Annotated in this window: 24 protein-coding genes; 6 read left to right on the top strand and 18 right to left on the bottom strand. The window is 60.9% G+C overall.

Going from position 1 to position 25232, the window contains the following annotated elements; genetic code table 11:
- Positions 1-462: 462 nt before the first annotated feature.
- From B9A12_RS10670 to B9A12_RS10640, 7 genes are all read right to left on the bottom strand, one after another.
- On the bottom strand, positions 463-837 hold the full coding sequence (locus tag B9A12_RS10670) for a LapA family protein (protein ID WP_084057885.1): 375 nt from the start codon (positions 835-837) through the stop codon (positions 463-465).
- The gene (locus B9A12_RS10665; protein WP_084057884.1) at positions 824-1324 is read right to left on the bottom strand and encodes an HIT family protein; all 501 of its coding nucleotides are present in this window, start codon (positions 1322-1324) and stop codon (positions 824-826) included. The genes B9A12_RS10670 and B9A12_RS10665 overlap by 14 nt, the downstream gene beginning before the upstream one ends.
- A gap of 9 nt (positions 1325-1333) precedes the next feature.
- Positions 1334-1807, bottom strand: a complete 474-nt coding sequence (locus B9A12_RS10660) for a metallophosphoesterase family protein (protein ID WP_170920537.1) — start codon at positions 1805-1807, stop codon at positions 1334-1336.
- 219 nt (positions 1808-2026) lie between these two features.
- The gene (locus B9A12_RS10655) at positions 2027-2761 is read right to left on the bottom strand and encodes a UPF0280 family protein (protein WP_084057882.1); all 735 of its coding nucleotides are present in this window, start codon (positions 2759-2761) and stop codon (positions 2027-2029) included.
- Position 2762: 1 nt separating this feature from the next.
- Positions 2763-4319, bottom strand: a complete 1557-nt coding sequence (gene guaA / locus B9A12_RS10650; protein WP_084057881.1) for a glutamine-hydrolyzing GMP synthase — start codon at positions 4317-4319, stop codon at positions 2763-2765.
- A 19-nt stretch (positions 4320-4338) separates the two neighbouring features.
- Positions 4339-5817: an IMP dehydrogenase gene (gene guaB, locus B9A12_RS10645; protein ID WP_084057880.1), complete on the bottom strand. Its 1479-nt coding sequence runs from the start codon at positions 5815-5817 to the stop codon at positions 4339-4341.
- Positions 5818-5876: 59 nt separating this feature from the next.
- Positions 5877-6929 (bottom strand): Ppx/GppA phosphatase family protein, encoded by a 1053-nt coding sequence (locus tag B9A12_RS10640; protein WP_084057879.1) that lies wholly within the window; start codon positions 6927-6929, stop codon positions 5877-5879.
- A 121-nt stretch (positions 6930-7050) separates the two neighbouring features.
- Between B9A12_RS10640 and B9A12_RS10635 the strand changes: the two genes are divergently transcribed.
- Positions 7051-7665 carry an L-threonylcarbamoyladenylate synthase gene (locus B9A12_RS10635; RefSeq protein ID WP_084057878.1) on the top strand — a complete coding sequence of 205 codons (615 nt, stop codon included), beginning with the start codon at positions 7051-7053 and terminating at the stop codon, positions 7663-7665.
- A gap of 193 nt (positions 7666-7858) precedes the next feature.
- On the opposite strand, the gene sppA is transcribed toward B9A12_RS10635, so the two are convergent.
- From sppA to hisC, 4 genes are all read right to left on the bottom strand, one after another.
- Complete coding sequence (gene sppA / locus B9A12_RS10630) at positions 7859-8746, bottom strand: signal peptide peptidase SppA (protein ID WP_084057877.1); 888 nt, start codon at positions 8744-8746, stop codon at positions 7859-7861.
- A 103-nt stretch (positions 8747-8849) separates the two neighbouring features.
- Positions 8850-10637: a 30S ribosomal protein S1 gene (locus tag B9A12_RS10625; RefSeq protein WP_084057876.1), complete on the bottom strand. Its 1788-nt coding sequence runs from the start codon at positions 10635-10637 to the stop codon at positions 8850-8852.
- 104 nt (positions 10638-10741) lie between these two features.
- Positions 10742-11431 carry a (d)CMP kinase gene (cmk, locus tag B9A12_RS10620; RefSeq protein ID WP_084057875.1) on the bottom strand — a complete coding sequence of 230 codons (690 nt, stop codon included), beginning with the start codon at positions 11429-11431 and terminating at the stop codon, positions 10742-10744.
- Positions 11432-11434: 3 nt separating this feature from the next.
- Entirely contained in the window at positions 11435-12556 is a 1122-nt protein-coding gene (hisC, locus tag B9A12_RS10615) for a histidinol-phosphate transaminase (RefSeq protein WP_245802419.1), read from the bottom strand.
- Positions 12557-12918: 362 nt separating this feature from the next.
- Here hisC and B9A12_RS10610 point away from each other — a divergent pair, with 362 nt between their 5' ends.
- Positions 12919-13890, top strand: coding sequence for an RNA polymerase factor sigma-32 (locus tag B9A12_RS10610; protein WP_084057931.1), 972 nt, complete (start codon positions 12919-12921; stop codon positions 13888-13890).
- 270 nt (positions 13891-14160) lie between these two features.
- Here B9A12_RS10610 and B9A12_RS10605 read toward each other — a convergent pair whose 3' ends face one another.
- Entirely contained in the window at positions 14161-15009 is an 849-nt protein-coding gene (locus B9A12_RS10605) for an amidohydrolase family protein (RefSeq protein ID WP_084057873.1), read from the bottom strand.
- 206 nt (positions 15010-15215) lie between these two features.
- Here B9A12_RS10605 and B9A12_RS10600 point away from each other — a divergent pair, with 206 nt between their 5' ends.
- Positions 15216-16070: an inositol monophosphatase family protein gene (locus tag B9A12_RS10600; RefSeq protein WP_212636908.1), complete on the top strand. Its 855-nt coding sequence runs from the start codon at positions 15216-15218 to the stop codon at positions 16068-16070.
- 406 nt (positions 16071-16476) lie between these two features.
- Here B9A12_RS10600 and B9A12_RS10595 read toward each other — a convergent pair whose 3' ends face one another.
- On the bottom strand, positions 16477-16866 hold the full coding sequence (locus tag B9A12_RS10595) for a hypothetical protein (protein ID WP_084057872.1): 390 nt from the start codon (positions 16864-16866) through the stop codon (positions 16477-16479).
- A gap of 134 nt (positions 16867-17000) precedes the next feature.
- On the opposite strand from B9A12_RS10595, the gene B9A12_RS10590 reads away from it, so the two are divergent.
- The gene (locus B9A12_RS10590; protein WP_084057871.1) at positions 17001-17942 is read left to right on the top strand and encodes an AEC family transporter; all 942 of its coding nucleotides are present in this window, start codon (positions 17001-17003) and stop codon (positions 17940-17942) included.
- Between the two features lie 22 nt (positions 17943-17964).
- Here the strand turns inward: B9A12_RS10590 and B9A12_RS10585 are convergent, their stop codons facing one another.
- From B9A12_RS10585 to B9A12_RS10575, 3 genes are all read right to left on the bottom strand, one after another.
- Positions 17965-19359 carry a sigma-54-dependent transcriptional regulator gene (locus B9A12_RS10585; RefSeq protein ID WP_084057870.1) on the bottom strand — a complete coding sequence of 465 codons (1395 nt, stop codon included), beginning with the start codon at positions 19357-19359 and terminating at the stop codon, positions 17965-17967.
- 10 nt (positions 19360-19369) lie between these two features.
- Positions 19370-20662 (bottom strand): dihydroorotase, encoded by a 1293-nt coding sequence (locus B9A12_RS10580; RefSeq protein WP_084057929.1) that lies wholly within the window; start codon positions 20660-20662, stop codon positions 19370-19372.
- Between the two features lie 159 nt (positions 20663-20821).
- Complete coding sequence (locus B9A12_RS10575; protein ID WP_084057869.1) at positions 20822-21760, bottom strand: aspartate carbamoyltransferase catalytic subunit; 939 nt, start codon at positions 21758-21760, stop codon at positions 20822-20824.
- 159 nt (positions 21761-21919) lie between these two features.
- On the opposite strand from B9A12_RS10575, the gene greA reads away from it, so the two are divergent.
- Both greA and rpsT read left to right on the top strand, forming a co-directional pair.
- Positions 21920-22387 carry a transcription elongation factor GreA gene (gene greA / locus B9A12_RS10570; protein ID WP_084057868.1) on the top strand — a complete coding sequence of 156 codons (468 nt, stop codon included), beginning with the start codon at positions 21920-21922 and terminating at the stop codon, positions 22385-22387.
- Positions 22388-22545: 158 nt separating this feature from the next.
- The gene (gene rpsT / locus B9A12_RS10565) at positions 22546-22824 is read left to right on the top strand and encodes a 30S ribosomal protein S20 (protein WP_084057867.1); all 279 of its coding nucleotides are present in this window, start codon (positions 22546-22548) and stop codon (positions 22822-22824) included.
- A gap of 702 nt (positions 22825-23526) precedes the next feature.
- Here rpsT and holA read toward each other — a convergent pair.
- The gene (gene holA, locus B9A12_RS10560) at positions 23527-24519 is read right to left on the bottom strand and encodes a DNA polymerase III subunit delta (RefSeq protein WP_084057866.1); all 993 of its coding nucleotides are present in this window, start codon (positions 24517-24519) and stop codon (positions 23527-23529) included.
- An 8-nt stretch (positions 24520-24527) separates the two neighbouring features.
- The gene (gene lptE / locus B9A12_RS10555; protein ID WP_170920536.1) at positions 24528-25046 is read right to left on the bottom strand and encodes an LPS assembly lipoprotein LptE; all 519 of its coding nucleotides are present in this window, start codon (positions 25044-25046) and stop codon (positions 24528-24530) included.
- Positions 25047-25232: the final 186 nt, after the last annotated feature.

The following is a 25232-nucleotide window of genomic DNA, read 5'->3' as shown; positions in this document are numbered from 1 at the left end:
CACGGTTTTCCTGATCCGGCATCGCAAAGCGAGGGGCCTTCACCCTTCGCCGTCGTGACGATCCGGACCGGCGCGGCCCGAGCCTTCCGCACTTCAGCGTCGCGGCTTGAAATGTAGCCCAGGCGAAAACGCAGACGCAATCCTTATCCGAGGAGCCTGTCGGAGAACACCAAGGTGGCTCCCTGTGGACCCGGGCGGTCGGCCTGGCCAGACCGCTGTAGGGCGGGTTCAGAACCCGCCCCTACAAAGCTCAAAAAAAAGATCACATGCCACAGTTGAATTGCATTTGTCAGAAAGGCCAAGAGATCATGGTCGGACAGGCTCCCGGTGCCTGGGGGCAAAGCCTTGCAAATGGTAGAAGCCAGGAAGACAGGGGGAAGGACAGGGTATGGCCATGGCCGTTCCATGGCGCGGGAAGAAGCGAAGGCGGGCCGGGCCCGCCTTCCACTGCACATGCAAGGATCAAGTCGGACTGGGTTCCGGCTCGTCGGTCGACACCACCACCGACTCTTGCGCGGCCTCCTCCGGCAGGCTTGCCTGCTCCTTGGCGTCCTCCTCGATTCTTTTCAGAAGGCGCTCGTTTTCCCGGCGTTCCTGCTGTAGGCTCTTTCGGGCATGGCGGTAGGGCTTCCACATGAGAAAGAGCCCCACCAGGAATCCCACGAACGCGGAAAGGAGGATCACCGCGGACACGGGGAGGGTCCACTGAACCTGCTCACGGATGAAGAGATCCAGTGTGAATCCCAGGGGCTTGTTGAACGTTACCAGATTCTGCCGAATAAAGAGCACAATCAATGCCAAGAGAAGAAGGGTCGTAAACAGCCTAAACAGCCTCATGGATCTTCTCCTTCTTGAAATAGGGTAAGAGTTTATTATAGGTCTGTCGGATATGTTCCGGAATACTGCGGACTTCAGCGAATACGGTCATGAAGTTGGTATCCCCTTCCCACCGGGGTACCACGTGAAAATGCATGTGGCTCTCCACTCCGGCTCCCGCCGCAGCGCCCAGGTTCAAACCCACATTGAATCCGTCCGGATGCATCACCTGGCGCAAAATCCCCACGCACTCCCGCACCATGCGCATCATATCGGTCATTTCCTCATCTGTTAAGTCTTCCACGGAAGCCACATGGCGCCAGGGAGCCACCAAGAGGTGGCCGTTGTTGTACGGATACTTGTTCATCATGACCATGGTCTTGTGGCCACGATAGAGGATCAACCGCTCCTCATCGCTCAATCCATCCCCTTCGGGACAAAAGATGCAGTAAGGTTCCCGTTTTCCCAGGATATATTCCATGCGCCACGGTGCCCAAAGATTCCGCATTCTGTGCTCCTACACCCTCACGATCTCAGCTTCGAGAGTCTTTCCCACTGTCAGAATACCAAAGCTGCAACCCGAACCCCTGCCGGAGGAAACGGACCCCGGATTGAAAAAGAGCTTTCCCCCCTCTCTTTCCACCAAGGGCCGGTGCGTGTGCCCGAAGAGGATCGCGTCCACCCCGTCGAATTCCCGGCGCAGGGCCTCTTTGAGGCTTCCATAAAAGCCGTATCCATGGGTCATCCCGATGCGGAATGCCCCCACGCGGAGGACCTTGCGCGCCGGAAGCTGCATCCGCACCACCATGTCATCCATATTTCCGCTGACGCCGTCCAAGGGGTACTGCTCCAGGAAGTTCAGCACCGCCCCCGATGTCCAATCCCCCAGGTGGAGCACTCGGTCCGCATCGCGGCAATAGTGCTCGCAAATCGACTGGAACTCCGACGAGACCTGTTGCAGGTGTGTATCCGAAAAGACGACGATTTTCACGGATGCGCCCACCCAGATAACGGACCCAAAAAATCTTTTTAATCCCAATGGTTAACACGAACATATACCAGCACGCCCGCAAAACACAAGGCCTTTTTCCGGACAATGGCGCTCGGTACCGGCCGGGATCCGTGCCGCGCCGCATGCCACGTCACCCGTGCGTGGGGACGATCATCGTGTTTTGCTGTCACGCTGGATCGAGATTGGTGGAAAAGATGTTCAAGGTGCCGTGAGTTCCACAGCTCCCCAGGCGGCCAGCTTGTCGCCGCAGACCGCCAGAGCGCCCTCCACGTGGGGAATGCCTTCCACCCAGGCCATGGCCGATTCCAGATCCTCCGGACGTCGAATCCGGTTTCCCAAGGCCGTGGCGCAGGCATCCGCCACAGCAGCGTCCTTGGCGAGCACCGTCGCCGCATCGGCCCTGCCCAGGCTGAGCGAATGGCCGATGGAGGCCGACGACGTGCAGACGGCCCATGGAAAGGTGTCCGCAGCCAGTCGGATCGCCAGGGAGTGGCGGAAGGGCGAGTTCCGGCCTGGATAGATGGAGACCACCAAGTCTTCGGCAGATATGAGGTAGCAATCGCCTCCGTTTTCCACCAGGACGGAAGGACTCCACCGGACCAATCCTTCTGCCACGGCCTGGGCGATGGCGCCCGCCACGGCCGCCATGGGTCCCACGCCGGCCACACGCCCCGCCCGGAGCATGGAGCGCACCAAGGGCGGTGCCAGGGGATCGTCTTCCAGGGGCTCCATGGCGTGCAGGAAGCGGGGATCGGAGGCGGCGTATTTTTCCAGCTGCCGCCGGAAGGTCACGGTCAGGTCGTGCGCCGGGCGGCTCAGGTCCTCTTGGGCACGGATCCATAGATCGGTCTGGGCCACCCGCACCTGGAACACCCGCCATCCGCGGCTCTTGTGCCGATACCGATAGAAGCGCCCTGTAGCCTGACGGCCCATACTATTCCCATTCGATGGTGCTGGGCGGTTTGGAAGAAATATCGTAGACGACCCGGTTCACGCCGGCCACTTCGTTGATGATGCGGTTGGAGATGCGGCCCATAAGTTGGTAGGGCATCCGGGCCCAGTCGGCGGTCATGGCGTCCACGCTTTCCACGGCCCGCAACGCCACCACCTGTTCATAGGTGCGTTCGTCGCCCATGACCCCCACGGAACGAACGGGCAGAAGAACGGCGAAGGCCTGCCAGACCCGATCGTACCAGTTGGCCGCCTCCAGCTCTTCCAGTACGATGGCGTCGGCTTCCCCCAAGATGCGCAGCCGTTCGGGGGTGACCTCCCCGATGATCCGGATGGCGAGTCCCGGCCCGGGAAAGGGATGGCGCATGATGATCCGCTCGGGCAAGCCCAGTTCCCGGCCCACCATGCGCACCTCGTCCTTGAAAAGCTCTCGCAACGGCTCGATAAGTTCCAACTTCATCCGCTCCGGCAAGCCGCCCACGTTGTGGTGGGTCTTGATGGTAGCCGACGGACCCTTGAAGGAGACACTCTCGATCACGTCCGGATAGAGGGTTCCTTGGGCCAGGTAGCGGGTTCCTTCCAGCTTGGCCGCTTCCTTTTCGAAGACCTCGATGAAAAGGTTTCCAATGATCTTGCGCTTCTGTTCCGGATCCGTGACGCCCTGAAGCCGTCCCAGGAATTGATCCGTGGCGTCCACCACCACCAAGTTGATCTCGAAGTGATCGCGGAAGACCCGCTCCACCGTCTCCGCCTCCCCTTTGCGCAACAGGCCGTTGTTGACGAAGATGCACTGGAGCTGATCTCCGATGGCCTTGTGGAGCAGCACGGCCACGACGGAAGAATCCACCCCGCCGCTCAGACCGCACAACACCCGGTCCCGGCCCACCCTGTCGCGAAGGGCTTCGATACTGGACTCCACAAAGCTCTTCATGGTCCAGGTGGGCTTACAGCCGCAGATGTGGAAAAGGAAATTGTCCAAAAGGGTCCGTCCACAGGGCGTGTGGGCCACTTCCGGATGGAACTGCACGGCGTAGAGGGATCGCCCCGCATCGGCCATGGCCGCCACCGGCGAATTGTCGCTGCGGGCCAGCACACGGAACCCCGGAGGCAGGCCCAGAATGCGATCCCCGTGGCTCATCCACACCCGCACATCCTCCCTTTCGATGTCTTGAAACAAGGCGGTGGGCTCGTCCACCTGGACCAACGCCGGGCCGTACTCGCGCTGCTCGGCCTTCTCCACCCGCCCCCCCAGCAGGTGGGTCATCAGCTGCATGCCATAGCAGATGCCCAAGACCGGGATCCCCAAATCCAGCACCTCCTTGTCCAGCAAAGGGGCATCGGGATCATGAACGCTGGACGGCCCCCCGGACAAGACGATGCCCTTAGGACTGAAGGCCCGCACCGATGCCAGATCCATGGTGCAGGGATGAATCTCGCAATACACGTGGCTTTCCCGGATCCGCCGAGCGATCAGCTGCGTGTATTGGGATCCGAAGTCCAGGATAAGGATTCTGTCCTTGTGAAGATGGTCCCATTCCATGGCATCCGCCCTTCTTTCCTTACTTGAGGTCCACCTGATAATTGGGGGCTTCCTTGGTGATGATCACGTCGTGCACGTGACTTTCCTTGAGGCCGGCGCTGGAGATGCGGATCATTTCCGCCTTGGACCGCAGTTCCTTGAGATTGCGGCACCCCACGTAGCCCATGCCGGCCCGCAGCCCCCCGATGAGCTGATGGACCGTGGCCGCCAAGGGTCCCCTGTAGGGAACCATGCCTTCGATCCCTTCGGGCACCAGCTTGCTCACCTCCTGGACCTGGTCCTGGAAGTAACGGTCCTTGCTGCCTTCCTTCATGGCCCCCAGGGACCCCATGCCCCGGTAGACCTTGTAGCTTCGGCCCTGATAGAGCACCGTCTCGCCGGGGCTTTCATCCGTTCCGGCGAAGAGACTTCCGATCATGACCGAGCTGGCTCCCGCCGCCAGGGCCTTGGCCACATCCCCGCTGTACTTGATGCCGCCGTCGGCCACCACGGGAACACCGTACTTGTCCGCCACCTTGGCGCATTCCATGATAGCGGTCACCTGGGGAACGCCCACTCCGGCCACCACTCGCGTGGTGCAGATGGAACCGGGCCCCACGCCCACCTTCACCGCGTCCGCCCCCGCCTTGATGAGGCCCTCCGCCCCCGGCCCCGTGGCCACGTTCCCTGCCACCACGGGAACCTGGGGAAATTCCGACTTGATCCACTCCACGGTCTTGAGCACATTGCGCGAATGGCCGTGAGCGCTGTCCACCACGATCACGTCGGCACCCGATCGGACCAGCGCCCGAACCCGGTCCGGGGTGTCCGCGCCGGCCCCCACCGCTGCGCCCACCCGGAGCCTGCCCAGATCATCCTTGCAGGAATTGGGGTATTTTTTGACCTTCATGATGTCCTTGATGGTGATGAGCCCCTTGAGATGCCCATCGTCGTCCACCACCAGGAGCTTCTCGATGCGCCGTTGCTGCAGTAGTCTCTTGGACTCCTCCAAGGAAATGCCCACGGGGGCCGTGACCAGATCGTCCTTGGTCATGAGCTCGGAGACCTTGCGCGTCGGGTCCACCTCGAACCGCAGATCCCGGTTGGTGATGATCCCCACCAGCTGGTCCCCTTTCACCACGGGAACACCCGAAATGCGGTAGCGGGCCATAAGATCCATCACGTCTCCGATGGGTTGGTCGGGATCCACCGTGATGGGATCCACGATCATCCCACTTTCCGACTTCTTCACCCGGTCCACTTCCAAGGCCTGGCGTTCGACGCTCATATTGCGGTGAATGATGCCGATGCCCCCTTCCCGGGCCATGCTGATGGCCGCCTCCGCTTCCGTCACCGTATCCATGGCGGCGCTCAGGAGCGGAATGCGCATGGGGATCTGAGGGGTCAGAATGGTGCTCACATCCGTTTCCGCCGGCAACACCTCCGAATAGGAGGGCACGAGCAGCACATCGTCAAAGGTCAGGGCTTCCGGGATTCGATCCGTGGTCTTGGTCTCCATTGTTTTCACTCCATGTGTGAAGGCGGAAGAAGGTTTAGCGCTTCGGTGTTGCGCGCCCTTTAATCCCATTTGAATTCCCATGTCAAGGCATCGACCCCCTCACCGGACGGGACATCCCGGCCGGAGATGCCGTCCAGAAGCAGGCCCTCCAATAGGCCGGCGTCGGTGACCACCAATTCCGACGCACCTAAAGCCGCCAGGATCTCGTCCACAATCAAGGCCCCGCCCAAGATGATGTCTTCGCGCCCGGCTTCCAGCCCCGGAATCCCACGACGCTCCGCCAGGTCCATGGCCGCCAATCGGGCCACCGTTCGGGAGACCCACCGAGAGGAAAGCTTCCTGTTGTTGATTCGATAAGGAACGTATTGGCTCATCTCAAGAGCCATGGCCGCCAGGGTGGTCACGGTCCCCGCCGTTCCCACCAGGATCGGAGAAGGCATCGATGGGTCCCGCGGCGATCCTTCGCCCGTCATGGATCGCACGACGTGGCGCACCGGATCCAAAAGCCGCCGCACATGCAGCCGGGCCTGTTCCAAGGCGGCCGGGCAAGCCGGCGCTTTTGCCAGGAATTGGTGGGTCAGGACCGCCGCCCCCATGAAAAGGCTCGTGGTCCAGCAGGGGGATGAGGTCCCCGGCTGGATCAACCCGAATTCGGTGGAGCTTCCCCCCAGATCGAAGGCCAGGACCGGCCCCGTCGGCCGGTGAAGAACGCCCAGCATGCCCCGCAGGGACAAGAGAGCCTCCTCCTGTTCCGTGAGGATCGGGATCCGCAGGCCCGTGGCCTCCGCCACGCGGTCGAGAAAGTCCTGTCCGTTGGCGGCTTTCCGCACCACGCCCGTGGCACCCGAACGGAGCGTGCCGGGTTGCAAACGGCTCAGGCGCTCCCCCACGTCCTGGAGGATCGCCTGGCCCTGGGCCATGGCCTCCGGGGAAAGCCCCCTGGATTCCGAGAACCCCTTGGCCAAACGAGCGATGTGGCGTTCGTTGATGAGTGGAACCAGCACCCCCGGTTCGGGCACCTGGGCCACCAGGACCCGAATGGTGTGGGACCCCACGTCCAGGGCGGCATGGCATGGGCCGGAAAGGGCGGCTGCCTTGGGATTCACAAGCATCGTTGCCTTTTAGCCCCCGTTGTGCTCTCCTTACCGGGAGGGGATCGGCCGGCGCGGCCGCATTTCGTCCTGGCCAATGGCCTTCCAGACATGCTTCCACCCAAACAGGAGAGGGACGCCTATGATCCTGGAAATCAATCCCCAACACCCGGAACCCCGTAAAGTGAAACAGGTCGTGGACATCTTAGCCAAAGGAGGGATCATCGCCTACCCCACGGACACCTATTACGGGATCGGATGCGATCTGTTCGATAAGCATGCCATCGAAAAAATCTACAAACTGAAGCGCCGGTCTCCTCACCAACCCTTCAGTTTCATCTGCAGCGACCTCAAAAACATCAGCGAATACGCCCAAGTAACCAACTACGCCTACAAGACCATGAAACGGCTCCTGCCGGGCCCCTACACCTTTATCCTGGAAGGCTCCCGGCTGGTTCCCCGGATCATGCTCACCAAAAGGAAAGCCGTGGGGATCCGGGTGCCCGACCATCCCATCTGTCTGGCCATTGTAAAAGAACTGGGACATCCGATCATCAGCACCAGCGCCACCAACCCGGAAGACGATCGGATCCTGGAAACCCCTCACGAAATACGCGATATCCTGGGACATTCCCTGGATCTCATCGTGGACGGAGGACCCGTTCCCGGCCGCCCCTCCAGCGTGATTTCCCTCATTGAGGACACGCCGGAAGTGCTGCGTGAGGGAAGCGGCGATGTGGAGATCTTCCAGACCTGACCCATCACCGAGAAACAAGCCCGGCGTCCTGGCCTCGCCTTCGGAGCCCCCATGGATGAAAGGCCCTGCATGAGCCCGCCTGGCAGGGACTGGCAACGGCCGCATGGCGCCCAAGGTCGCTCCCCCGGTGGAAAAAATGCGGCGTCACCGCGAAACGCGCCGGGGGCTCAGAGGCCTTTGGGGGGGCAGTTCGTCAAGGCGACAGGATGAGCTGATAGCGCAGAGGGTTCAAGGCGGGATCCAGGGTCTCGCGGAGCCCCTCGATCCCGCTCTTTCCCAGGATCCACTGCAACAGCGAGGTCCGTTTCTTTTCGGCATAGACCACGTGGGGTTCCCCCTGGATTTCTCCCAGTTCCGCGGCCTTGGCCACGGCGTCCTGGAAATTTCCCAGCTCGTCCACCAGCTTATATTTGAAGGCGGCCTCCCCCGAAAGAATCCTCCCGTCCGCAATGCGCTTCACACTCGCCACATCCAGGCCGCGGCCTTCGGCCACGTCTCGGATGAACTGGGCGTGCATGGTGTCCATGGTCTCCTGGAGCAACGCCCGCTCTTCTTCGGTCATCTCCCGGCCCGGATTCCCCACATCCTTGAAGCGCCCGCTCTTGATGGTCACGGTCCGGTATCCCACCTTTTGGAAGAGCGAGGCCAGATTGGGCAGATGGGCCACCACGCCGATGCTTCCGGTGAGGGTTCCGGGATTGGCGATGATGGTCCGGGCACCGGACGCCACATAATAGCCCCCGGAAGCCGCCACGCCCCCCAGGGAAGCCACCACAGGCTTGACCTTATCGGTGCGGCGCACTTCCCGGTAGATCTCCTGGCTGGCCCCCACCCCGCCTCCAGGCGATTCGATGCGCACCACAATGGCCCGCACATTGGGGTCCCGGCGAAAGGAGACCAGCGCCTCCAGGACCGGCCGCGCGTCCTTGATCACTCCTTCCACCTCCACCACCCCCACGCGGTTGGGCGATGCCATCCAGTCCCAATCCGCGGGCGCGAACCACACCATTAGAGCGACGAAGGGAAAGAGGAAGAAGATCAAGAGGACAATCAGGAACCAGAAAATCTTTCTCACTTTCATGGCGGCCTCCCCAGAAAAAAGAGCACCCGGCTGGAAGGTTCAAGCCGGGTGCACGGTGGATGGTCCAAGCTATGGAAAAGGCGGCGGTCCACCGCCCACAGGATCATTCGTCTTCGGAGTTCTCGGCATTTTGCAAAGCAGCCAGTTCGCCCATGAGCAGCTCGCCCAGGTTGGACGTGGCGGCCTTGGCGTTGCTCATGTAGTCACGGTAATTGGTTCGATCATCCTGATCCTCGGCCCGCTTGATGGAAAGACCGATCTTGCGCTCCTTGGGGGAGATGTTGATCACCTTGGCCGTCACCTGATCCCCCACCTTGTATTCCTCGCCGGGACTCTTGACCTTTTCCTTGCTGATTTCGGACACGTGCACCAGCCCTTCGATCCCTTCTTCCAGCTCCACAAAGAGACCGAAGTCGGTCACATTGGTCACGGGCCCGGCGATCAGGCTGCCCACGGGGTAGCGCTGCGGCACGCTTTCCCACGGATCCGGCTGAAGCTGCTTGATCCCCAAGGAAAACCTTTCGTTTTCCTTGTCGATATTGAGCACGATGGCCTGCACTTCCTGGCCCTTCTTGTAGACTTCCGAAGGATGACGAATGCGCTTGGTCCAGGACAGGTCGGAGATGTGGACCAGGCCGTCGATCCCCTCATCGATCCCGATGAAGATCCCGAAGTCTGTGATATTCTTGATCTTTCCGGAAATCACCGTACCCACGGGATACTTGTCCGCAATCACATCCCACGGGTTGGGCTCAAGCTGCTTGAGACCCAACGAGATGCGCTTGCGCTCTGGATCGATGCTGAGGATCATGGTCTCCACTTCGTCGCCCACGCTCAAAATCTTGGACGGATGGCGGACTCTGCGGGTCCAGGACATCTCGGATACGTGAATGAGGCCCTCGATGCCCTCCTCGATCTCCACGAACGCCCCGTAGTCGGTCAGGCTGACCACCTTGCCGAGCACCTTGGTGCCCACCGGATACTTTTCCGCCGCGTTGGTCCATGGATCGGGCTGGAGCTGCTTGAGGCCCAGCGAAACCCGTTCGTTTTCCCGGTCGAAATGGAGCACCTTCACATTGATGGTGTCCCCGATCTGGCACATCTCGGAAGGATGGCCCACCCGACCCCAACTCATGTCGGTGATGTGCAGCAGACCATCGATGCCGCCCAGGTCCACGAACACCCCGTAGTCGGTGATGTTCTTGACCACGCCTTCCATGACCTTGCCTTCTTCCAGGACCGCCAAGGTCTTGGCCTTGAGCTCCTCGCGCTCCTTTTCCAGGATGACCCGGCGGGACAAGACCACGTTGCGACGCTTCTTGTTGTACTTCAGAATCTTGAACTGGAAGGTCTCGCCGATCAAAGAATCCAGGTTGCGCACCGGCCGCAGATCCACCTGAGAGCCGGGCACGAAGGCCTGAATCCCGATATCCACGGCCAGACCACCCTTGACCCGGGATACGACCCGCCCTTCAATGACACCGTCTTCGTTGTAGATCCGGCTGATGTCGTCCCAGACCTTTATCTTTTCAGCTTTCTCCTTGGAGAGAAAGATCGTTCCTTCATCGTCGTCATGGTACTCGAGCAGCACGTCCACCTCATCGCCGATGCCAACGATGAGTTGGCCTTCCTCATCGCGGAATTCGTTGATGGGAATCTCGCCTTCGGACTTGTACCCGATGTCCACCATCACGTAGTCGTCCGAAATCTGGACGACACGCCCGCGCACCACCTCGCCTTCCTGGATGTTCCCGAAGCTCTGTTCATACAGATCTTCGAAGGACATTTCCTCCATGTCTTCGGCATCCAGCCCGGCAGCACGATCCGCTATTGGGCTTTCTGTCTCGTGGTACTGGTTGTCAAAAGTTTCGTTCGTCTCTTTCGTGACCATTTAGCTCACTACCCCCTTGTCAGGATTCGACCCAGACTTGCGCGCGGGTCCCTTTTTACTGGCACGGCAATCTATCAGACCCCCGCACCGTTGACAATGCAAATTTATGGGCTCCCCTCCCGTTTCAGCGCTTTTTCCCTCGCTTCCATCGCCCAACGCACCAATTGCTCCACCACCTGGTCGATGGAAAGCTCAGACGTATCAAGGATAATCGCATCCTTTCCGGGCTTGAGAGGAGCCAACACGCGCTGGGAGTCGGCGGCATCCCTTTCCTGAATCTGGCGAAGAATATCTTCCAAATCCGCCGACAGGCCTTTTTCCTTATATTCCTTCCAGCGCCTTTCCGCGCGAACCCGGTCGGAAGCCGTGAGGAAAACCTTCAGTTCCGCATCGGGAAAGACCACGGTGGTCATATCCCGACCTTCCGCCACCACATCATGGCCGCGGCTCAGTGCGCGCTGTTTCTGGGTCAGAAAGTCCCTCACCGGACGCCTCTGGGAGACCAACGACGCCATACGGGATATGGAAGGGTTTCGCAGCTCGTCGCCCAAAGGGCTTCCCTCCCAGTCAATCCGAAGCCGTCCGGCTTCAATCAGAAACTCCAGGGGCAGCAACGGCAGTTCCTGTCGCATCCGTTGATCAGACGCTTGGTCCATGGCGCACTGGGCCAGCGCCCACGCCACGGCGCGGTACATAGCCCCGGTGTCCAGGTAAGCCACCCCCAAGGCTTGCGCCAACCGACGGCAAACCGTGCTCTTGCCGGCACCGGCAGGACCGTCCACTGCAATCACCATGGGTCAGGCGCTCCCCTGTTGAAGACCCAAGTCTTTCAAGACCTTCCGCAAGGTTCGGATAAAACGCTCATTCTCCTGGGGTGTGCCCACGTTGATCCGAATGTGGCGTGGAAGGCCATAGGAGTTCATAGCCCGAACGATAACCCCCTCCTGCAGCATGGCCTGGTACACCACCTTCGCTTCCACGGGCATGCGGATGAGAAAGAAATTGGCCTGAGTCGGCTGGAAGTCCAGCCCCATCTCCTGCACTTGTTGGTAGAGCCACGGAAGCTGCTCCCGCACCAAGGTGCGGCTCTTTTCCAGGAAGGCCTCGTCATCCAAGGCGGCCAAGGCGGCTGCCTGCGCCGGCGTGCTCACATTGAAAGGCTGACGCACACGATGGAGGTAGTCGGCCACGGCCGGATCCATCACCCCATAGCCCACGCGCAATCCCGCCAGGCCGTAGGCCTTGGAAAAGGTGCGGGTGACCACGACCCAGGGACCCCGGCGGTCCAGGTAATCGAAGCCCAAAAAGGTCCCGTTGGGGTCCGCAAATTCGATATACGCCTCATCCACCACCACCAGCACATCTTTCGGCACCTGTTCCAGAAAGGCCTCGAAGTTCTTCCGGGGCAGAACCGTGCCCGTGGGGTTGTTGGGGTTGTTGATGAAGATGAGGCGCGTCTTCTCGGTGATCGCCTTCAGGATCCCCTCCAGGTCGATCATCAGATCCCTCAGGGGCACAAACACAAGGGAACCCCCGACACATTGCACGCTGAGTTGATAGACCAGAAAGGAGGGATTGGGTACGATCACCTCCAAACCCGGCTGCACAAAGGTTCGGATCACCAGCTCAATGATCTCATTGGACCCGTTGCCCAAGACCACACCGTCCATGGGCACCCCGAACTTTTCGGCAATCCGGTTTCTGAGATAGTAGCCGCTGCCGTCCGGGTACCGGTGGAGCGTCTCCAGCTTTTCCTCGATGGCTTGCAGCGCCTTGGGGGACGGCCCCAGCGGGTTTTCGTTGCTGGCCAGTTTGATGGAACCGACAATCCCCAATTCCCGTTCCAGTTCCTCGATGGGCTTGCCGGGCGGATACGGCTCGATGGCCGCGATGTGTGGCGGCACCAACTTGGATATCAAGGCATTTGGCTCCTGTTGTTGAGTGGCCGCATGTGCGGCATGATTATGGAACTTAACAAAAGCCCGCATCCCGCGGGCCAGGGACCATGCGTGATGGAAAGGGATGCCGCGCCATGGCGCCTGCCAACGGACCTCAGGTGGTCGCCGCGGCGCATCCCGTGCAGACCCGACGATCCGAATCGCGGCCAAGGCCGTTGGGACTGCTGCCCGAAACGCCCATGACGTCACACGCACTGCGGATCGAGGACAGCGACCTTCATATAAAACAGCAGGGCAAAAAGCAAGCTTTAGTGGTGTTTCGTACGGATTGTGCTAGTATGATCGACAAGCAGATTGAGAAAGCACAAGAGAGGGTACAAGAGATGGCAAAGAAGAAGGCACCCAAAGATGAAGACGCCAAGCCGCAGGTTGTGGAGCCCATTTCGGATGAGAAAGCAGAGAAGGCCGAGCTGCCAGAAAAGGCGTGGCCCCAACCCTACGACGCTCTTCGCGCCTACCTGGAAGAAATAAAGCGTTATCCATTGCTTACACGCGAAGAGGAGACCCAGCTTGCCATCCGCTACCGGGAAAAGGGCGACCTGGACGCGGCGTATAAACTGGTCACATCCAATCTCCGTCTGGTGGTCAAGATCGCCATGGACTTCCAGCGCAACTGGATGCAAAACCTGTTGGACCTCATCCAGGAAGGCAACATCGGCCTCATGCAGGCGGTCAAGAAGTTCGACCCTTACCGAGGTTACAAGTTCTCCTACTACGCCTCCTTCTGGATCAAGGCCTACATCATCAAATTCATCATGGACAACTGGAAGTTGGTCAAGATCGGGACCACCCAGGCCCAAAGAAAACTCTTTTTCAACCTGCGAAAGGAGAAGGAGCGCCTGGAAGCTCAGGGAATCCAGGCAACCCCCAAGCTGTTGAGCCAGCGGCTGGACGTGAAGGAATCGGAAGTCAACGAGATGGACGTCCGGCTTTCGGGCGGCGAGATCTCCCTGGACGCCCCGTTGGATCACGATTCCAGCGACACCCACAAGGCCTTTCTCCCGGCCCAGGTCACACCCGTGGACGAGCAGTTGGCCGATCAGGAAGCCAAAGCGATTCTCCATGAAAAGCTGATGCGCTTCCGGGAAGGGCTCAAGGACAAGGAGGCCGTCATCTTCGACAAGCGCCTCCTGGCGGAAGATCCCATGACGCTTCAGGAGATCGGCAACCAATTCGGCATCAGCCGGGAAAGAATCCGCCAGATCGAAAGCCGGCTCAAAAAAAAGCTCAAGGCCTATCTGGAAGAGGAGGTGGATGATCTCCAGCTGCTTCAAGAAAGCCTGATCGACACCTAAAAGGCCTCAGGCGGGAAGGTCACGTTGACTGCCGGGGCTGCTGCATGCGCTCGCCGCACCCCCGGGATCCCGCCCCCAGTCCAAAGGATTGAGGGAAGACCTGGCCGCCGCGCTCCATGGCGAACCCCTTTCGCGCACTCGCGGGCAAGGTGTCGGGCTACCCTTCAAGGCCCCCAAAGGGAGCTCTGGGAAGGGCGCACTGGGCGGCCAAGGCCGTGAGGGCCCTCTTCCAGAGCCAGAACGATGCGGCCGGCGGCAAGCCGAGAGCCCCTACGCCAGGCGGTTTGCGAAAAGCCGAGCGGCGTTTTCCCCCAGAATGCGGGCTTGCAGCGGCTCATCCAGTCCCGCATCTCCCATCTCGCGCACATACCTTCCCACGGAAAGCAGGGGGTAGTCCGTCCCGAGCAGGATGCGGTCCACCCCCACCATTTCGATGGCGTCTCGATAGATTTGCGGGTGGTAGAGAAACGGCGAAGCCGCCGTGTCATAGAACACGTGGGCCAAAACCTCCTGGGTCTCCCTCTTGAGCCTTTCAAAAAAGAAAAGCCCCCCGCCCCAGTGGGCCAGAACCAAAGGCACCCCCCGGGTTCGGCGGGCCAGCTCGTAGTAGAACTTGAGGCCCATGGGCGCCTTTCCCGGATAGGCATGGCCCACGGGCTCATTGGCGTGGACCAGGAGCACGGCCTCCTTTTCTCGGCACAAGGCGGCCAAATCTTCAAATCGGGCCAAGACCCGCTCTTCCACACAGGCCTCGTAAACGGCCAACTCACCGAGCCCCACAGCACCGGCCTCCAGGCCCCGTCTCGCCTCGTCGAGAGCATAGGAGCCGTCCGGATCGAAACAGACCATGGGAAGAAGCCGATTGGGGAAGCGGGCGGCCGCTTCCAAGACGTAATCGTTGTGCCGGCGGGCCAACGCCTCCTGCCTCCATGGAAAGCCGAAGACGACCGTTACATCGATTCCCCCCTCGTCCATGGCCTCCACCAGGGTCTCCGCACTGACCAGCCGTGCCTTGGGAGACTGGTAAAGAGTCTGGAAGGCCGGCTCTCCCTGGAAGAACCTCTCCCTTTCTTGGATCATCTCCGGCGGAAAGATGTGGGCATGCACGTCCATCTTCATGTAATCTGCCTCCCGGCACAAATCCTGTTACGAAACATTCCCGCGGCGGCCCGGCTTCCCCAGCCTTCGCACTGTGCAACCGCGTCCATGATGACCCGCCCCCCCGGGATTGTCAACGCGGCCCGGATCACCGCGGCGCCGGGAAGATGGCCAATGGGAAGACCGGAAGCTGGTGCACCGGACTTTCACCAGGTAAGGAGGATGGCATGACGGAAAGAGACAGCACGGCGCCCGCCGTTTCCCTGAGCCGAGAGGAAATAGAGTTCATCGTCAAGGTGGGGCGAATGACGGTGCTGGAGGCGGGGTCTTTGATCCGGAAACGAGCGGAGGGCTCAGGGCCCGAAACGGTCAAGAACAAGGCCGCCTTCGACTTCGTCACCGATGTGGACCGGCTTTGCGAAGAACTCATCGTCGGGCGACTCCAAAGCGCCTTTCCCCACCATGACGTCCTTTCCGAAGAGATGGACAAGACCTCGGCCCCAACCCCTGTCCAGTGGCTCGTGGATCCCTTGGACGGCACCACCAATTTCATTCATGGCTTTCCCATGATCGCCGTCTCCATGGCGCTTGTCGTGGAAGGAGTTCCCGTGTGCGGCTGGGTACTGGACCCGCTCCGGCGGGAACTCTTCGAGGCGGTCCGGGGTGAGGGATCCACCCTCAACGGCCGCCCGATCGGCGTTCGTCAGCCCGGATCCCTGGCGGAAGCCCTGGTGGGCACCGGTTTTCCTTTCCGCCGCAAAGAGCTGCTGGACCCCTACCTCCAGGTTTTCCAAAAGGTCTTCAGGGAGGTGAGCGGTGTCCGGCGGGCCGGTTCCGCCGCCCTGGACCTGGCCTATACGGCGGCCGGTCGCCTGGACGGATTTTGGGAGATGGGACTGAAGCCCTGGGATGTGGCCGCCGGGACCCTTCTCGTGGAGGAAGCCGGAGGACGGGTGTCCGACTTTTGGGGAGGATCGACCCATGTGGAAACAGGCCACATTGTGGCCGGGTCCCCGCCCATCCACACCTTTCTTCTGGAAGCGGTCCGATCCGGACTGGCGCCCCTGTTGCGCGACCAATAGCCTTGAGCCATGCCAACGCCCCTCAAGGGGGGGCCTGCGCCCGACAACGCCAGCTCGGCATGCCACCTCTCCTTGGTCCCAGGAGCTTGTCTGACAATGGCCTCTCGCCCTTTTGGGGCTTTCTGAGCCGTTGCAATGGCAACGGCCCCGTGGTGCTTTTTGAATTCTCAGACCGCCTTGGTGGGGCGGGTTTGGAACCCACTCCTACGGCTGAAACGCCGGGCCGGCACCACGGCCCCGGACGGTAGCCCCAAGCTTCCGTCCGTACAACAAGGGACCAACCTGGGCGTTTCCGGGCCATTTGCTGGAGACGGGCCCGCCGATGGCATTCCTGCTTTTGCCGGAAAATCAAAAGAGCCTCCCGGAATCGGGAGGCTCTTGGCAAAGGCGAGGGCTTCGCAGCCGGCTAATGGGCAGCCGGCGGCTGAACGTTCATGGCCATGAGTTTCTTGGTGGTGTCATAGACCACTTCCATCTTCTTGGCGGTGATCACCTTGCTCACCACCCCCAGGCCGAACACGGGGTGGAGGATCAGGTCCCCCTCCTTGTAGGTGTCTTCCATGCGGTATTCGGGCACGCCGTCCGCACTGGCCTCCAATAAGAGCTGGCGCCAGTCGTCTTCCGTCTTGGGTTTGGTGATCCCTTTATAGAGAACGGAAGGGATGAGATCCTCCTCGTCATCGAGGATCAGATCCTCCTCTCCGTCCTCGAAATTCAGGTCCTCCCCGCCGTCCAGATCCACGCTGTCGTCCTCGAAATCGTCCATCAATCCGTCTTTGTCTACGTCCTTGACCATCGAATCCACTCCGTACGCATTCTAAAATTGCTTTATTTCTCAGTGTCTGGAGACTATTAAAACCCGGTTAAGGAAAGGTCAAGGCTTTTCGCCGTTCCCTTTTCGCCGCGTCTTTTCGCGGTTGGAGGCCTGCCATGCTCTCCGTCTTCGTCAACAACATCGTCCCGGTCTTTTCCCTCATCCTCTTGGGTTATCTGCTCACCCGGCGCGCCTTCATCGGGCCGTCTTTCATCCAACCGGCCAACCGCCTGGTATTCTATGTGGCCGTGCCGGCCATGCTGTTCCACAAGGTGGCCCGTTCGTCCTTTTCCCAGAACTTCGATCCCCAAGCCGTGCTAAGCATCCTGGGAGCCCTGGCGATCCATTTCGCCGTCTCCCTGGCGGCGGCCCACCCTTTGGCCCTGACCTCTCCGTCGCGAAAAACCTTCCTGCACAGCTCCTTCCACGGCAATCTCGGCTACATGGCCTACGCCATCGCCTACTACGCGCTGGGCGAAAGGGCCTTTGCCCAGACGGCGCTGCTCAGCAGTTTTCTCATTGTAGCCCAGAACCTGCTGGCTATCGGCGTATATGCCTTCCAGCCCTTGAAACAGGCCGGGTCCACAGGGGCTCCCCCGCTCCAACGGAAAAACCTGGTGCGCCAAATGGCGACCAATCCCATCATCCTATCGGTCCTGGCGGGCGTTGTCTGTTCTTTTCTTCGCATCCCTCTTCACGGGGCCCTTTCCCGATCCTTGGAGATCCTTTCCGGCATGGCTCTTCCCATGGCCCTGCTGCTCATCGGAGCCTCCCTTTCTTTCAGAACGGCCCGGAAATGGATGGGAGCGGTCCTGGGCATCGGCCTTCTCAAGCTCTTGGCTCTGCCTCTTGTGGGCCTGGTGCTGATGGGCTGGATGGACGTTTCCGCCGAATTCCGTCTTCCCGCCCTGATCCTTCTCGCCGCCCCTCCCGCCACCGTCACCTACATCATGTCCTGTGAGGGAGGTGGTGACCCGGAATTGGCTGCCACGGCCATTTCCGTGCTCACGCTCCTTTCGGGATTGACCTACGCTTGCTTCTTGACCATGGGCTGGTGAAGGCAGAAGGCGGTTTGCGTCCTCATTCCGCTTCTTCACCGGAGGACAGGCTGTACTTGGCGAGACGATAACGGAAGGAACGAAAGCTCAAGCCCAGAAGCTGCGCCGCCTTTTGCTTCACCCCCCCGCTTCTTTCCAGGGCCTGGACGAGGAGCTCCTTTTCCACATCGGCCAGGTACGCGTCCAGGTCCAGGCCCTCGGGCGGCAGAACGGGCCCGTGCGGTTCCGCCCGGTCTTGCTGCGCCCTTTTGTGGGCGGCCAACGTGAGGCTTTCCGGCAAGATGATGCTGGACGATTCCAGGGCCACCCCGCGCTCGATGATGTTTTCCAGCTCCCTCACGTTTCCCGGAAAGTCATAACGCTTCAGGATATCCATGGCATACGAGGAGACCTTCCGGATGTCCTTTCCGAATTCCCGGCAGAACTTGGCCAGAAAGTAATCGGCAAGCAGGGGAATGTCTTCCCGTCGTTCCCGCAGGGGCGGCAAGCGAATCTGGATGACGTTCATCCGGTAGTAGAGATCCTCCCGGAACCGACCGTCAATGACCATCTGTTCCAGGTCCCTGTTGGTGGCGGCAATGATGCGCACATCCACCGGGATGTCCGTGGTATCCCCAACCATGCGAATGGTCTTTTCCTGAACCACGCGCAGGAGCTTCACCTGCAGGGTGGGAGACAGTTCTCCGATCTCGTCCAAAAAGAGCGTACCCCCTTCGGCGGCCTCCACCAGGCCCTTACGGTCCGCTCCCGCCCCGGTGAAGGCCCCCCGGCGGTAGCCGAACAGCTCGCTCTCGATGAGCGATTCCGGCACGCCGGCACAGTTGACCGGGATGAAGGGCTTTTTCGCCCGGTCGCTCTGTCCGTGGATGGCTTTGGCCACCAGCTCCTTTCCCGTGCCGCTTTCGCCCGTGATGAGGACGTTGCTGTTGGTGGCCGAAACCTTTTGGATCAGCTCGTAGACCCTTTTCATGGCGGGGCTTTCGCCGATGAGACATCCGAAGTAGAGCGGCCCCTGGCGGGGGCGTGGCGGAGCGTCCTGACCGCGGCTCATCAAGGCGCTTCGGATGACATGGCGCATCTCGTCGATCTTGAAGGGCTTGGGCAGGTAGTCGTAGGCGCCCTCTTTCATGGCGGCCACGGCCGTTTCCGTGCTGGCATAGGCAGAGATGATGATGACCACGGTGGCGGGAGACAGGCTCTTGGTCTGTTTGAGGACCTCCAGGCCGTCCACGGGCTTCATGCGGATGTCGGTGATAACCAGATCGAAGGACCGCTCCTTGAGCAACTCCACGGCCTCCACGCCGTTTCCGGCGCAGTGGACCTCGTAGCCGTCCTTTTGGAGCATGATCTCCAAAAACTCGCGCATGCTCCGCTCATCATCCACCACCAGGATCCGAGATCCCGTCAAATCCGTCATGTTCTCCTCGTCAGAAGGGATAGCGCACCACACCGTCCACGATGGTCAAGATCGCCCGCCCTTTGACAGGCCACCCGTGAAAGGGACAATTGCGAGCCTTGGAATGGAACGTCCCCGCGTCGATCACATACTCCTGTTCCGGATCGATCAGGGTCAGGTGCGCCGGCGTCCCGGCCCGAAGGCTTCCCATGGGGATCCCCAGAATCCTGGCCGGGTTGCAGGTGACCTTGGCAAGGATCTCCAACGGCCCACCGATGCCGTCCCGGATCAGTTGCAGCACCAACGGCAGGGCGGACTCCAGGCCGATCATCCCGTTGGCCGCGTATTCGAATTCCGTATCCTTTTCCAAGGAACTGTGGGGGGCATGGTCCGTGGCCACCACATCGATGGTGCCATCGGCCAGCCCTTGGCGCACCGCCTCCAGGTCCCGTTGGGAACGCAACGGCGGATTCACCTTGAAGACGGGGTCGAACCCCTCCAGGGAGGCATCGGTCAGGGTGAAGTAGTGAGGCGCCGTCTCGCAGGTGACCCGAACGCCCCGGCTCTTGGCGTCCCGAATCAGACGCACCGAGGCCTCGGTGCTCACATGAGCGATGTGCAGGGTCCCACCCGTCAGTTCCGCCAACAAAAGATCCCGAGCCACCATGACCGCTTCCGAGGCCGCTGGAATCCCACGAAGTCCCAGCCGGGTGGAGACGGCTCCCTCGTTCATGAGGCCCCCTTGGGCCAAATGGAGGTCTTCCGCATGGCTGATCACCACCAGATCGAAGGCCTGGGCGTACTCCAGTGCCCGGCGCATCAACAGGGAATCCATCACCGGCCGACCGTCGTCGCTCACGGCCACGGCTCCCGCTTGGCGAAGTTCTCCGAATTCCGCCAGCTCCTTGCCCTCCAGGCCCTTGCTGATAGCTCCCACGGGATAGACCCGGCAATACCCCTCTTGGCGCGCCCGGCGCCGAATAAAGTCCGTGACGGCCGCCGTATCGTTCACCGGGCGGGTGTTGGGCATGCAAGCCACCGCGCCGTAACCGCCGGCCACCGCCGCCGCAGTCCCGGTCTCGATCGTCTCCTTATATTCCTCTCCCGGCTCACGAAGGTGCACGTGCATGTCCACCCAAGCCGGCACCACCCATTTGCCGCCGGCATCCATCACTTCCAGATCCGGACACTCCTCGGGCGACGGTGCCCGGGATCCCACCGTCTCCAGGATGCCATGGCGAATCACCACATCACCCACCGTATCGAGACCACGCTCCGGATCCAAAATGCGCGCGTTTTGCAAGATCAAGTCTGCCTGTTTCACGTGTTCGCCCTCGCGTTGATCTTTTCTTAGCTCCGACCGGCCCCCGTCCGGCCCATGGGCCCTCCTTCCCACCGGGGCCACGTCCAAGCGCTGACAAAGCTCTCCTTGCTCGCTCTGAGACGGGCCGCCGGAAGCCCACACTCCCCCTATCGCCCGTGTTCAGCCCCGCACGGGGGGCACCTCCCTGTGGACCAGAAGATAGAGCAGCGCCATGCGCACCGCCACGCCGTTGGCCACCTGATCCAGGATCACCGAATGGGGCCCGTCCGCCACGTCGGGGCTGATTTCCACGCCGCGGTTCATGGGGCCGGGATGCATGATGAGCACATCGTCTCTGGCCTTTTCCAACTTCTTTCGGTCCAACCCGTAAAAGACGGCATATTCGCGCAAAGAGGGCAACAGCCCCTGGCCCTGGCGTTCCTTTTGCAACCGCAGCACCATGATCACATCCGCCGCGCCCAGGACCGTGTCCAGCTGGTGGGAGACCCTTACCGGCAGGGACGCCGCCTCCGCGGGCAGAAGGGTGGGCGGAGCGCACAGCGTGACATGAGCCCCCATCTTGGTGAGGCCCCAGATGTTGGAGCGGGCCACGCGGCTATGGGCGATATCGCCCACGATCAACACGTTGAGCCCTTCCAATCTGCCCCTTTTCTGACGTATGGTGAGCATGTCCAGCAGGGCCTGGGACGGGTGTTCGTGCATGCCGTCCCCGGCATTGATGACCGAGGCAGAGGTGCGAGCGGCGATCCGGTGCGGGGTTCCCGATGCCGAATGGCGGATCACGAAGACGTCCGGCCCCATGGCCTCCAGATTCTTGATGGTGTCGAGAAAGGTCTCCCCTTTGACCATGGAACTGGTGGAGGTGGCGATGCTGTAAGTGTCCGCGCTCAACCGCTTGGCCGCCACATCGAAGGACGTTCGGGTGCGCGTGCTGGGCTCGTAAAAGAGATGCACCACCGTCTTGCCCCGCAGGGTCGGCACCTTTTTGATCTCGCGCAGGTTGATCTCCCGAAGGGATTCGGCCGTATCGAGGATCGTCTGGATCTCCTCCGAGCTCAAATCCCGGATTCCCAGCAAGTCTTTTCTTACGAATGCCATAATGCTCCTCGAAATCGGTGGGCACACAAAGGGCTCGACTTCATCCTTGTCTATTTAGCACGATTCAGGGGCGACAGGGAGTCCAAATCCAATTCATCTTGACACCCCCCGTCAATGACTATAAACGGAGGGACACTTTGAAGATCTTGGAGGCAAGAAATGCAGAGAGTTCCCATTACGCGGGAAGGTTACGAGCGATTGCGCCAGGAGTTACAGCGACTCCAAAAAGAGGAACGCCCGAAGGTCATCCGAGCCATCGAGGAGGCACGGGGACACGGTGATCTGAGCGAAAACGCCGAATATGAAGCGGCCAAAGAGAAGCAAGCCCTCATCGAGGGGCGGATCGCCGACCTTCAGACCAAATTGTCGCAATGTGAAGTGGTGGAACCGGGTCGCAACGGCGGCAAGGCCATGTTCGGGCTCACCGTGGTGGTGGAAGACCTGGACACGGGCGAAGAGGTGGCCTACAAGCTCGTGGGTCCCTACGAAGCGGACATTCAAGCGGGGACCCTTTCTGTGACCTCGCCCCTGGGCAAAGCGCTCATCGGCAAGGAAGAAGGCGATGAGGTGAAGGTTCAGACCCCCAAGGGTGTTCGGAATCTTGAGGTGATCGAGGTTCGTCCCTGAGGGGCGGCCTGGGAGATATTTTGCCGCACGATCCAAGTGGAGAGGGCTTGACAATTTGGAAGGCAACCGCTACAAGACCGTGTTCCCTGTGCGAAGATTCGGGGACGAAAAACGGGCACTGACACGAAGAGGGTGAGCAGCTTAAGGAGGTAGGGGTTTTGGCTAACCACAAATCGGCACTCAAACGCGCAAAGCAAAACGAGGTTCGGCGGATGCGGAATCGTTCCCGCAAGACCCGCATGAAGACGGCCATCAAGGCCCTGGAAGAAGCGCTGAAGACTCAAAGCCTGGAACTGGCCGAACAGCGGTTTCGGGAAGCCAGCTCCATCATCGCCAAGACGGCATCCAAAGGCACGATCCATAGAAACACGGCTGCCAGGAAGATTTCCCGCCTGGCTCGCAGGGTCAACGCTCTCAAGGCGGCTCAAAGCGCTTAGGCTTTCGCGAACCGCGTGGGATGCGAACCCACTGAATATGGAACGGGCGGCGCCCGATGGGCGCGTCCGTTTTTCTTTTTCCGGCCGATCCCTGGGTGGGACCCATGGCGCCGGCGGCTGAGCCAGGAGTCGGTCCGACCATGGCTCTTCGGTCTTTTGGGGGATTTCCAACTCGTTGAAATTCCACGGCGCCTTGCGATCTTTCGGAGCTGGCAGACAGCCTGACAAGGGCGGGTTCGGAACCCGATCCCACAAGACTGTCTGAGAATTCCAAAAGCACCACGAAGCCGGTGAAATTTCAACTGGCCAGAAGCCACAAAAGACCGAGAGGCTATTGTCAGACAGCTTCTTGGCGCCCATCACTCCCCCGTTAAGGACGGGAAACTTTTAGGCCCCCAGAAATCCCGCCCACCGGGCGGAGCCACGTTCCAACCCACAAATCCCTCCCCCTCGATGGAGGTTAGGAGGGGGTGTTCCAATCTGCCCATCTCCATCCCCCCTGCTCAAAAAGGGCAAAAGATGGCCCCTTCCTACCATCCGACCCCCTCCCCTAACCCCTCCCACCAGGAAAGGGGAACTTTTAGGCACCCATCATGCCCCCAGGAGTCTGTCCGAAAATGCCGATTTTAGAACTTTTGGCTATGCTAAGTGTTCGAAATGGCGTTGGCCCAAATGGATGATTTGGCGTTCTCAGGCAGTCTCTTAAGTGCAGAACCGGTAAATGAGGCTTTCCAGAGCCTTTTCCGGGTCCAGGGCGGTGGTCTTCAGCCGCAGGTCCACATGAAGAAGGGCGCTGTGCAAGGCTCCGAGGGCCTGGTGAGAAAACCGCTGGGCCTGGCGAGCGTGCTTTTCCACCACGAAGGGGGGAAGGCGCAAGGTTTTTGCCAGCTGCGCCACGGTCTGCCCGCGTTCCAAGCCGTCTTTGACCTGCCAGGCCAGACGGACCTGCCGTGCCAGCAGGGCCAGGATGCTCAAGGGGGCGTCGCCCGCCTGCAGCAGGCCGCGCAGGCACAGAAAGGCTTCGGCCGGACGTTTTTCACCCACGTAGTCCATCAGCTTGAAGATGTTGTCACTGTGCCGGTGGGCAACGGCCGCATCCACATCCCCGTCCAAGATTTCCGGACGATCCCCCACATAGAGGCTCAGCTTTTCCAGCTCCCTTTCCAGGGCCTGGAGATCTGTCCCCACTTTGGCCGCCAGAAGACCGGCGGTGGTCAAAGAGATCCGTTTGCCCTGGGACGCCGCCCGGTCCCGCACCCAGGAAGGGATTTGTCTTTCGTTCAGCCCCTTGAAATCCACCACCGCGCCGTGTGCTTGCACCAGCCGCTCCAATTCCTTCCACGCCTTCTTGGGAGCCACGCTGAGGACCAGGCAGGACCGGGGGTTTGGCTTGCGCAGGTACCCGTGGAGGATCTCACGCTGGTCTTTGGTCCACGCCTCCACATCGCGCACAAGCACCACCCGCAAGGGGGTAAAGACCGACAAGGTGCGGAGGCGTTCCGCCACATCCGCTGCCGACACATCCTTGGCCGAAAAGCGCTCGCCCTTGATCCGCCCGGTCTTGACCGAACGGCCCAAGGCCTCCACAAGCGCTTGCCACGCCTGATCCATCAGAAACGGTTCGGCGCCCTTGAAGAGATAGACCGGCCGGGTGGGTGGCTGTTGGAGGCTTTCGATGAAGGCTCGGCTGTCCATTGGAAGGTTCAGAAGCGGCTCAAGAATCGGTCGTGAATCCGCACGGCCAGGTCCCTGGCTGCGGTCTTCAGCGCTTCCTGCCGGTTTTGGAAGCTCACCATCGGATCCGAATCCTGAAGATAGTCTTGGAAGTAGGTGAGCGAACGGGCCTGCCACAGCACGGTTTGGGTTCGTTCGTCCACGCAGCGCACATCCACTGTGACGGCAAGGCGGGTGAGGGTCGTGTCCTGGGATTGGCGGTGCGCCACCGATGAGGTGGACAGCCGGGTGATGCGCCCCAGAAAGACGGCGTCGGCCTGCCGGCGGGGAACCAGCTTGATCCGGCTCCTGAGAAGGAATTCCCGACGAAGCGCCCCCGTGAAAATGGGCTCCAGGCCCGGCTCGGCCGTCAGATTTTCGAAAACGGGTATGGCCACCGAGGTGATCCCCGGCTCCGGGCCCCTTCCTTCTCCGGCAAAATGGTAGCCGCATCCACCGCACAGGAGGAGAAGAACACTCACGAAGAGGACTCGACCAAACGTTGTCACGGCTTTCCTCCCCAACCGCCCGTCCAGCGGCCGGTCGATCCCCCGGCACGAGCCGGCTTTACCAACCTCCGGACCGCGGCCGCTCCCACCGGCGTCTGACCCCCCTTCCAGATGCCTCGGAGGCTGTCTTCCATCTCAAGCCGCAGGGACCCGGGCTTCCCGTTTCTTGGCAGATGGCGCCAAAGG

It is taken from the genome of Desulfacinum hydrothermale DSM 13146 (assembly GCF_900176285.1).
In the GTDB taxonomy this organism is placed as follows: Bacteria; Desulfobacterota; Syntrophobacteria; order Syntrophobacterales; family DSM-9756; genus Desulfacinum; species Desulfacinum hydrothermale.
This window is presented reverse-complemented; position numbering and strand designations above follow the sequence as displayed.

Bases quoted from the DNA above. Each gene is read 5' to 3' on its own strand.
- B9A12_RS10670 (WP_084057885.1), bottom strand. From the start codon at position 837: ATGAGGCTGTTTAGGCTGTTTACGACCCTTCTTCTCTTGGCATTGATT.
- B9A12_RS10665 (WP_084057884.1), bottom strand. From the start codon at position 1,324: ATGCGGAATCTTTGGGCACCGTGGCGCATGGAATATATCCTGGGAAAA.
- B9A12_RS10655 (WP_084057882.1), bottom strand. From the start codon at position 2,761: ATGGGCCGTCAGGCTACAGGGCGCTTCTATCGGTATCGGCACAAGAGC.
- guaA (WP_084057881.1), bottom strand. From the start codon at position 4,319: ATGGAATGGGACCATCTTCACAAGGACAGAATCCTTATCCTGGACTTC.
- guaB (WP_084057880.1), bottom strand. From the start codon at position 5,817: ATGGAGACCAAGACCACGGATCGAATCCCGGAAGCCCTGACCTTTGAC.
- B9A12_RS10640 (WP_084057879.1), bottom strand. From the start codon at position 6,929: ATGCTTGTGAATCCCAAGGCAGCCGCCCTTTCCGGCCCATGCCATGCC.
- B9A12_RS10635 (WP_084057878.1), top strand. From the start codon at position 7,051: ATGATCCTGGAAATCAATCCCCAACACCCGGAACCCCGTAAAGTGAAA.
- sppA (WP_084057877.1), bottom strand. From the start codon at position 8,746: ATGAAAGTGAGAAAGATTTTCTGGTTCCTGATTGTCCTCTTGATCTTC.
- B9A12_RS10625 (WP_084057876.1), bottom strand. From the start codon at position 10,637: ATGGTCACGAAAGAGACGAACGAAACTTTTGACAACCAGTACCACGAG.
- cmk (WP_084057875.1), bottom strand. From the start codon at position 11,431: ATGGTGATTGCAGTGGACGGTCCTGCCGGTGCCGGCAAGAGCACGGTT.
- B9A12_RS10610 (WP_084057931.1), top strand. From the start codon at position 12,919: ATGGCAAAGAAGAAGGCACCCAAAGATGAAGACGCCAAGCCGCAGGTT.
- B9A12_RS10605 (WP_084057873.1), bottom strand. From the start codon at position 15,009: ATGAAGATGGACGTGCATGCCCACATCTTTCCGCCGGAGATGATCCAA.
- B9A12_RS10600 (WP_212636908.1), top strand. From the start codon at position 15,216: ATGACGGAAAGAGACAGCACGGCGCCCGCCGTTTCCCTGAGCCGAGAG.
- B9A12_RS10595 (WP_084057872.1), bottom strand. From the start codon at position 16,866: ATGGTCAAGGACGTAGACAAAGACGGATTGATGGACGATTTCGAGGAC.
- B9A12_RS10590 (WP_084057871.1), top strand. From the start codon at position 17,001: ATGCTCTCCGTCTTCGTCAACAACATCGTCCCGGTCTTTTCCCTCATC.
- B9A12_RS10585 (WP_084057870.1), bottom strand. From the start codon at position 19,359: ATGACGGATTTGACGGGATCTCGGATCCTGGTGGTGGATGATGAGCGG.
- B9A12_RS10575 (WP_084057869.1), bottom strand. From the start codon at position 21,760: ATGGCATTCGTAAGAAAAGACTTGCTGGGAATCCGGGATTTGAGCTCG.
- greA (WP_084057868.1), top strand. From the start codon at position 21,920: ATGCAGAGAGTTCCCATTACGCGGGAAGGTTACGAGCGATTGCGCCAG.
- holA (WP_084057866.1), bottom strand. From the start codon at position 24,519: ATGGACAGCCGAGCCTTCATCGAAAGCCTCCAACAGCCACCCACCCGG.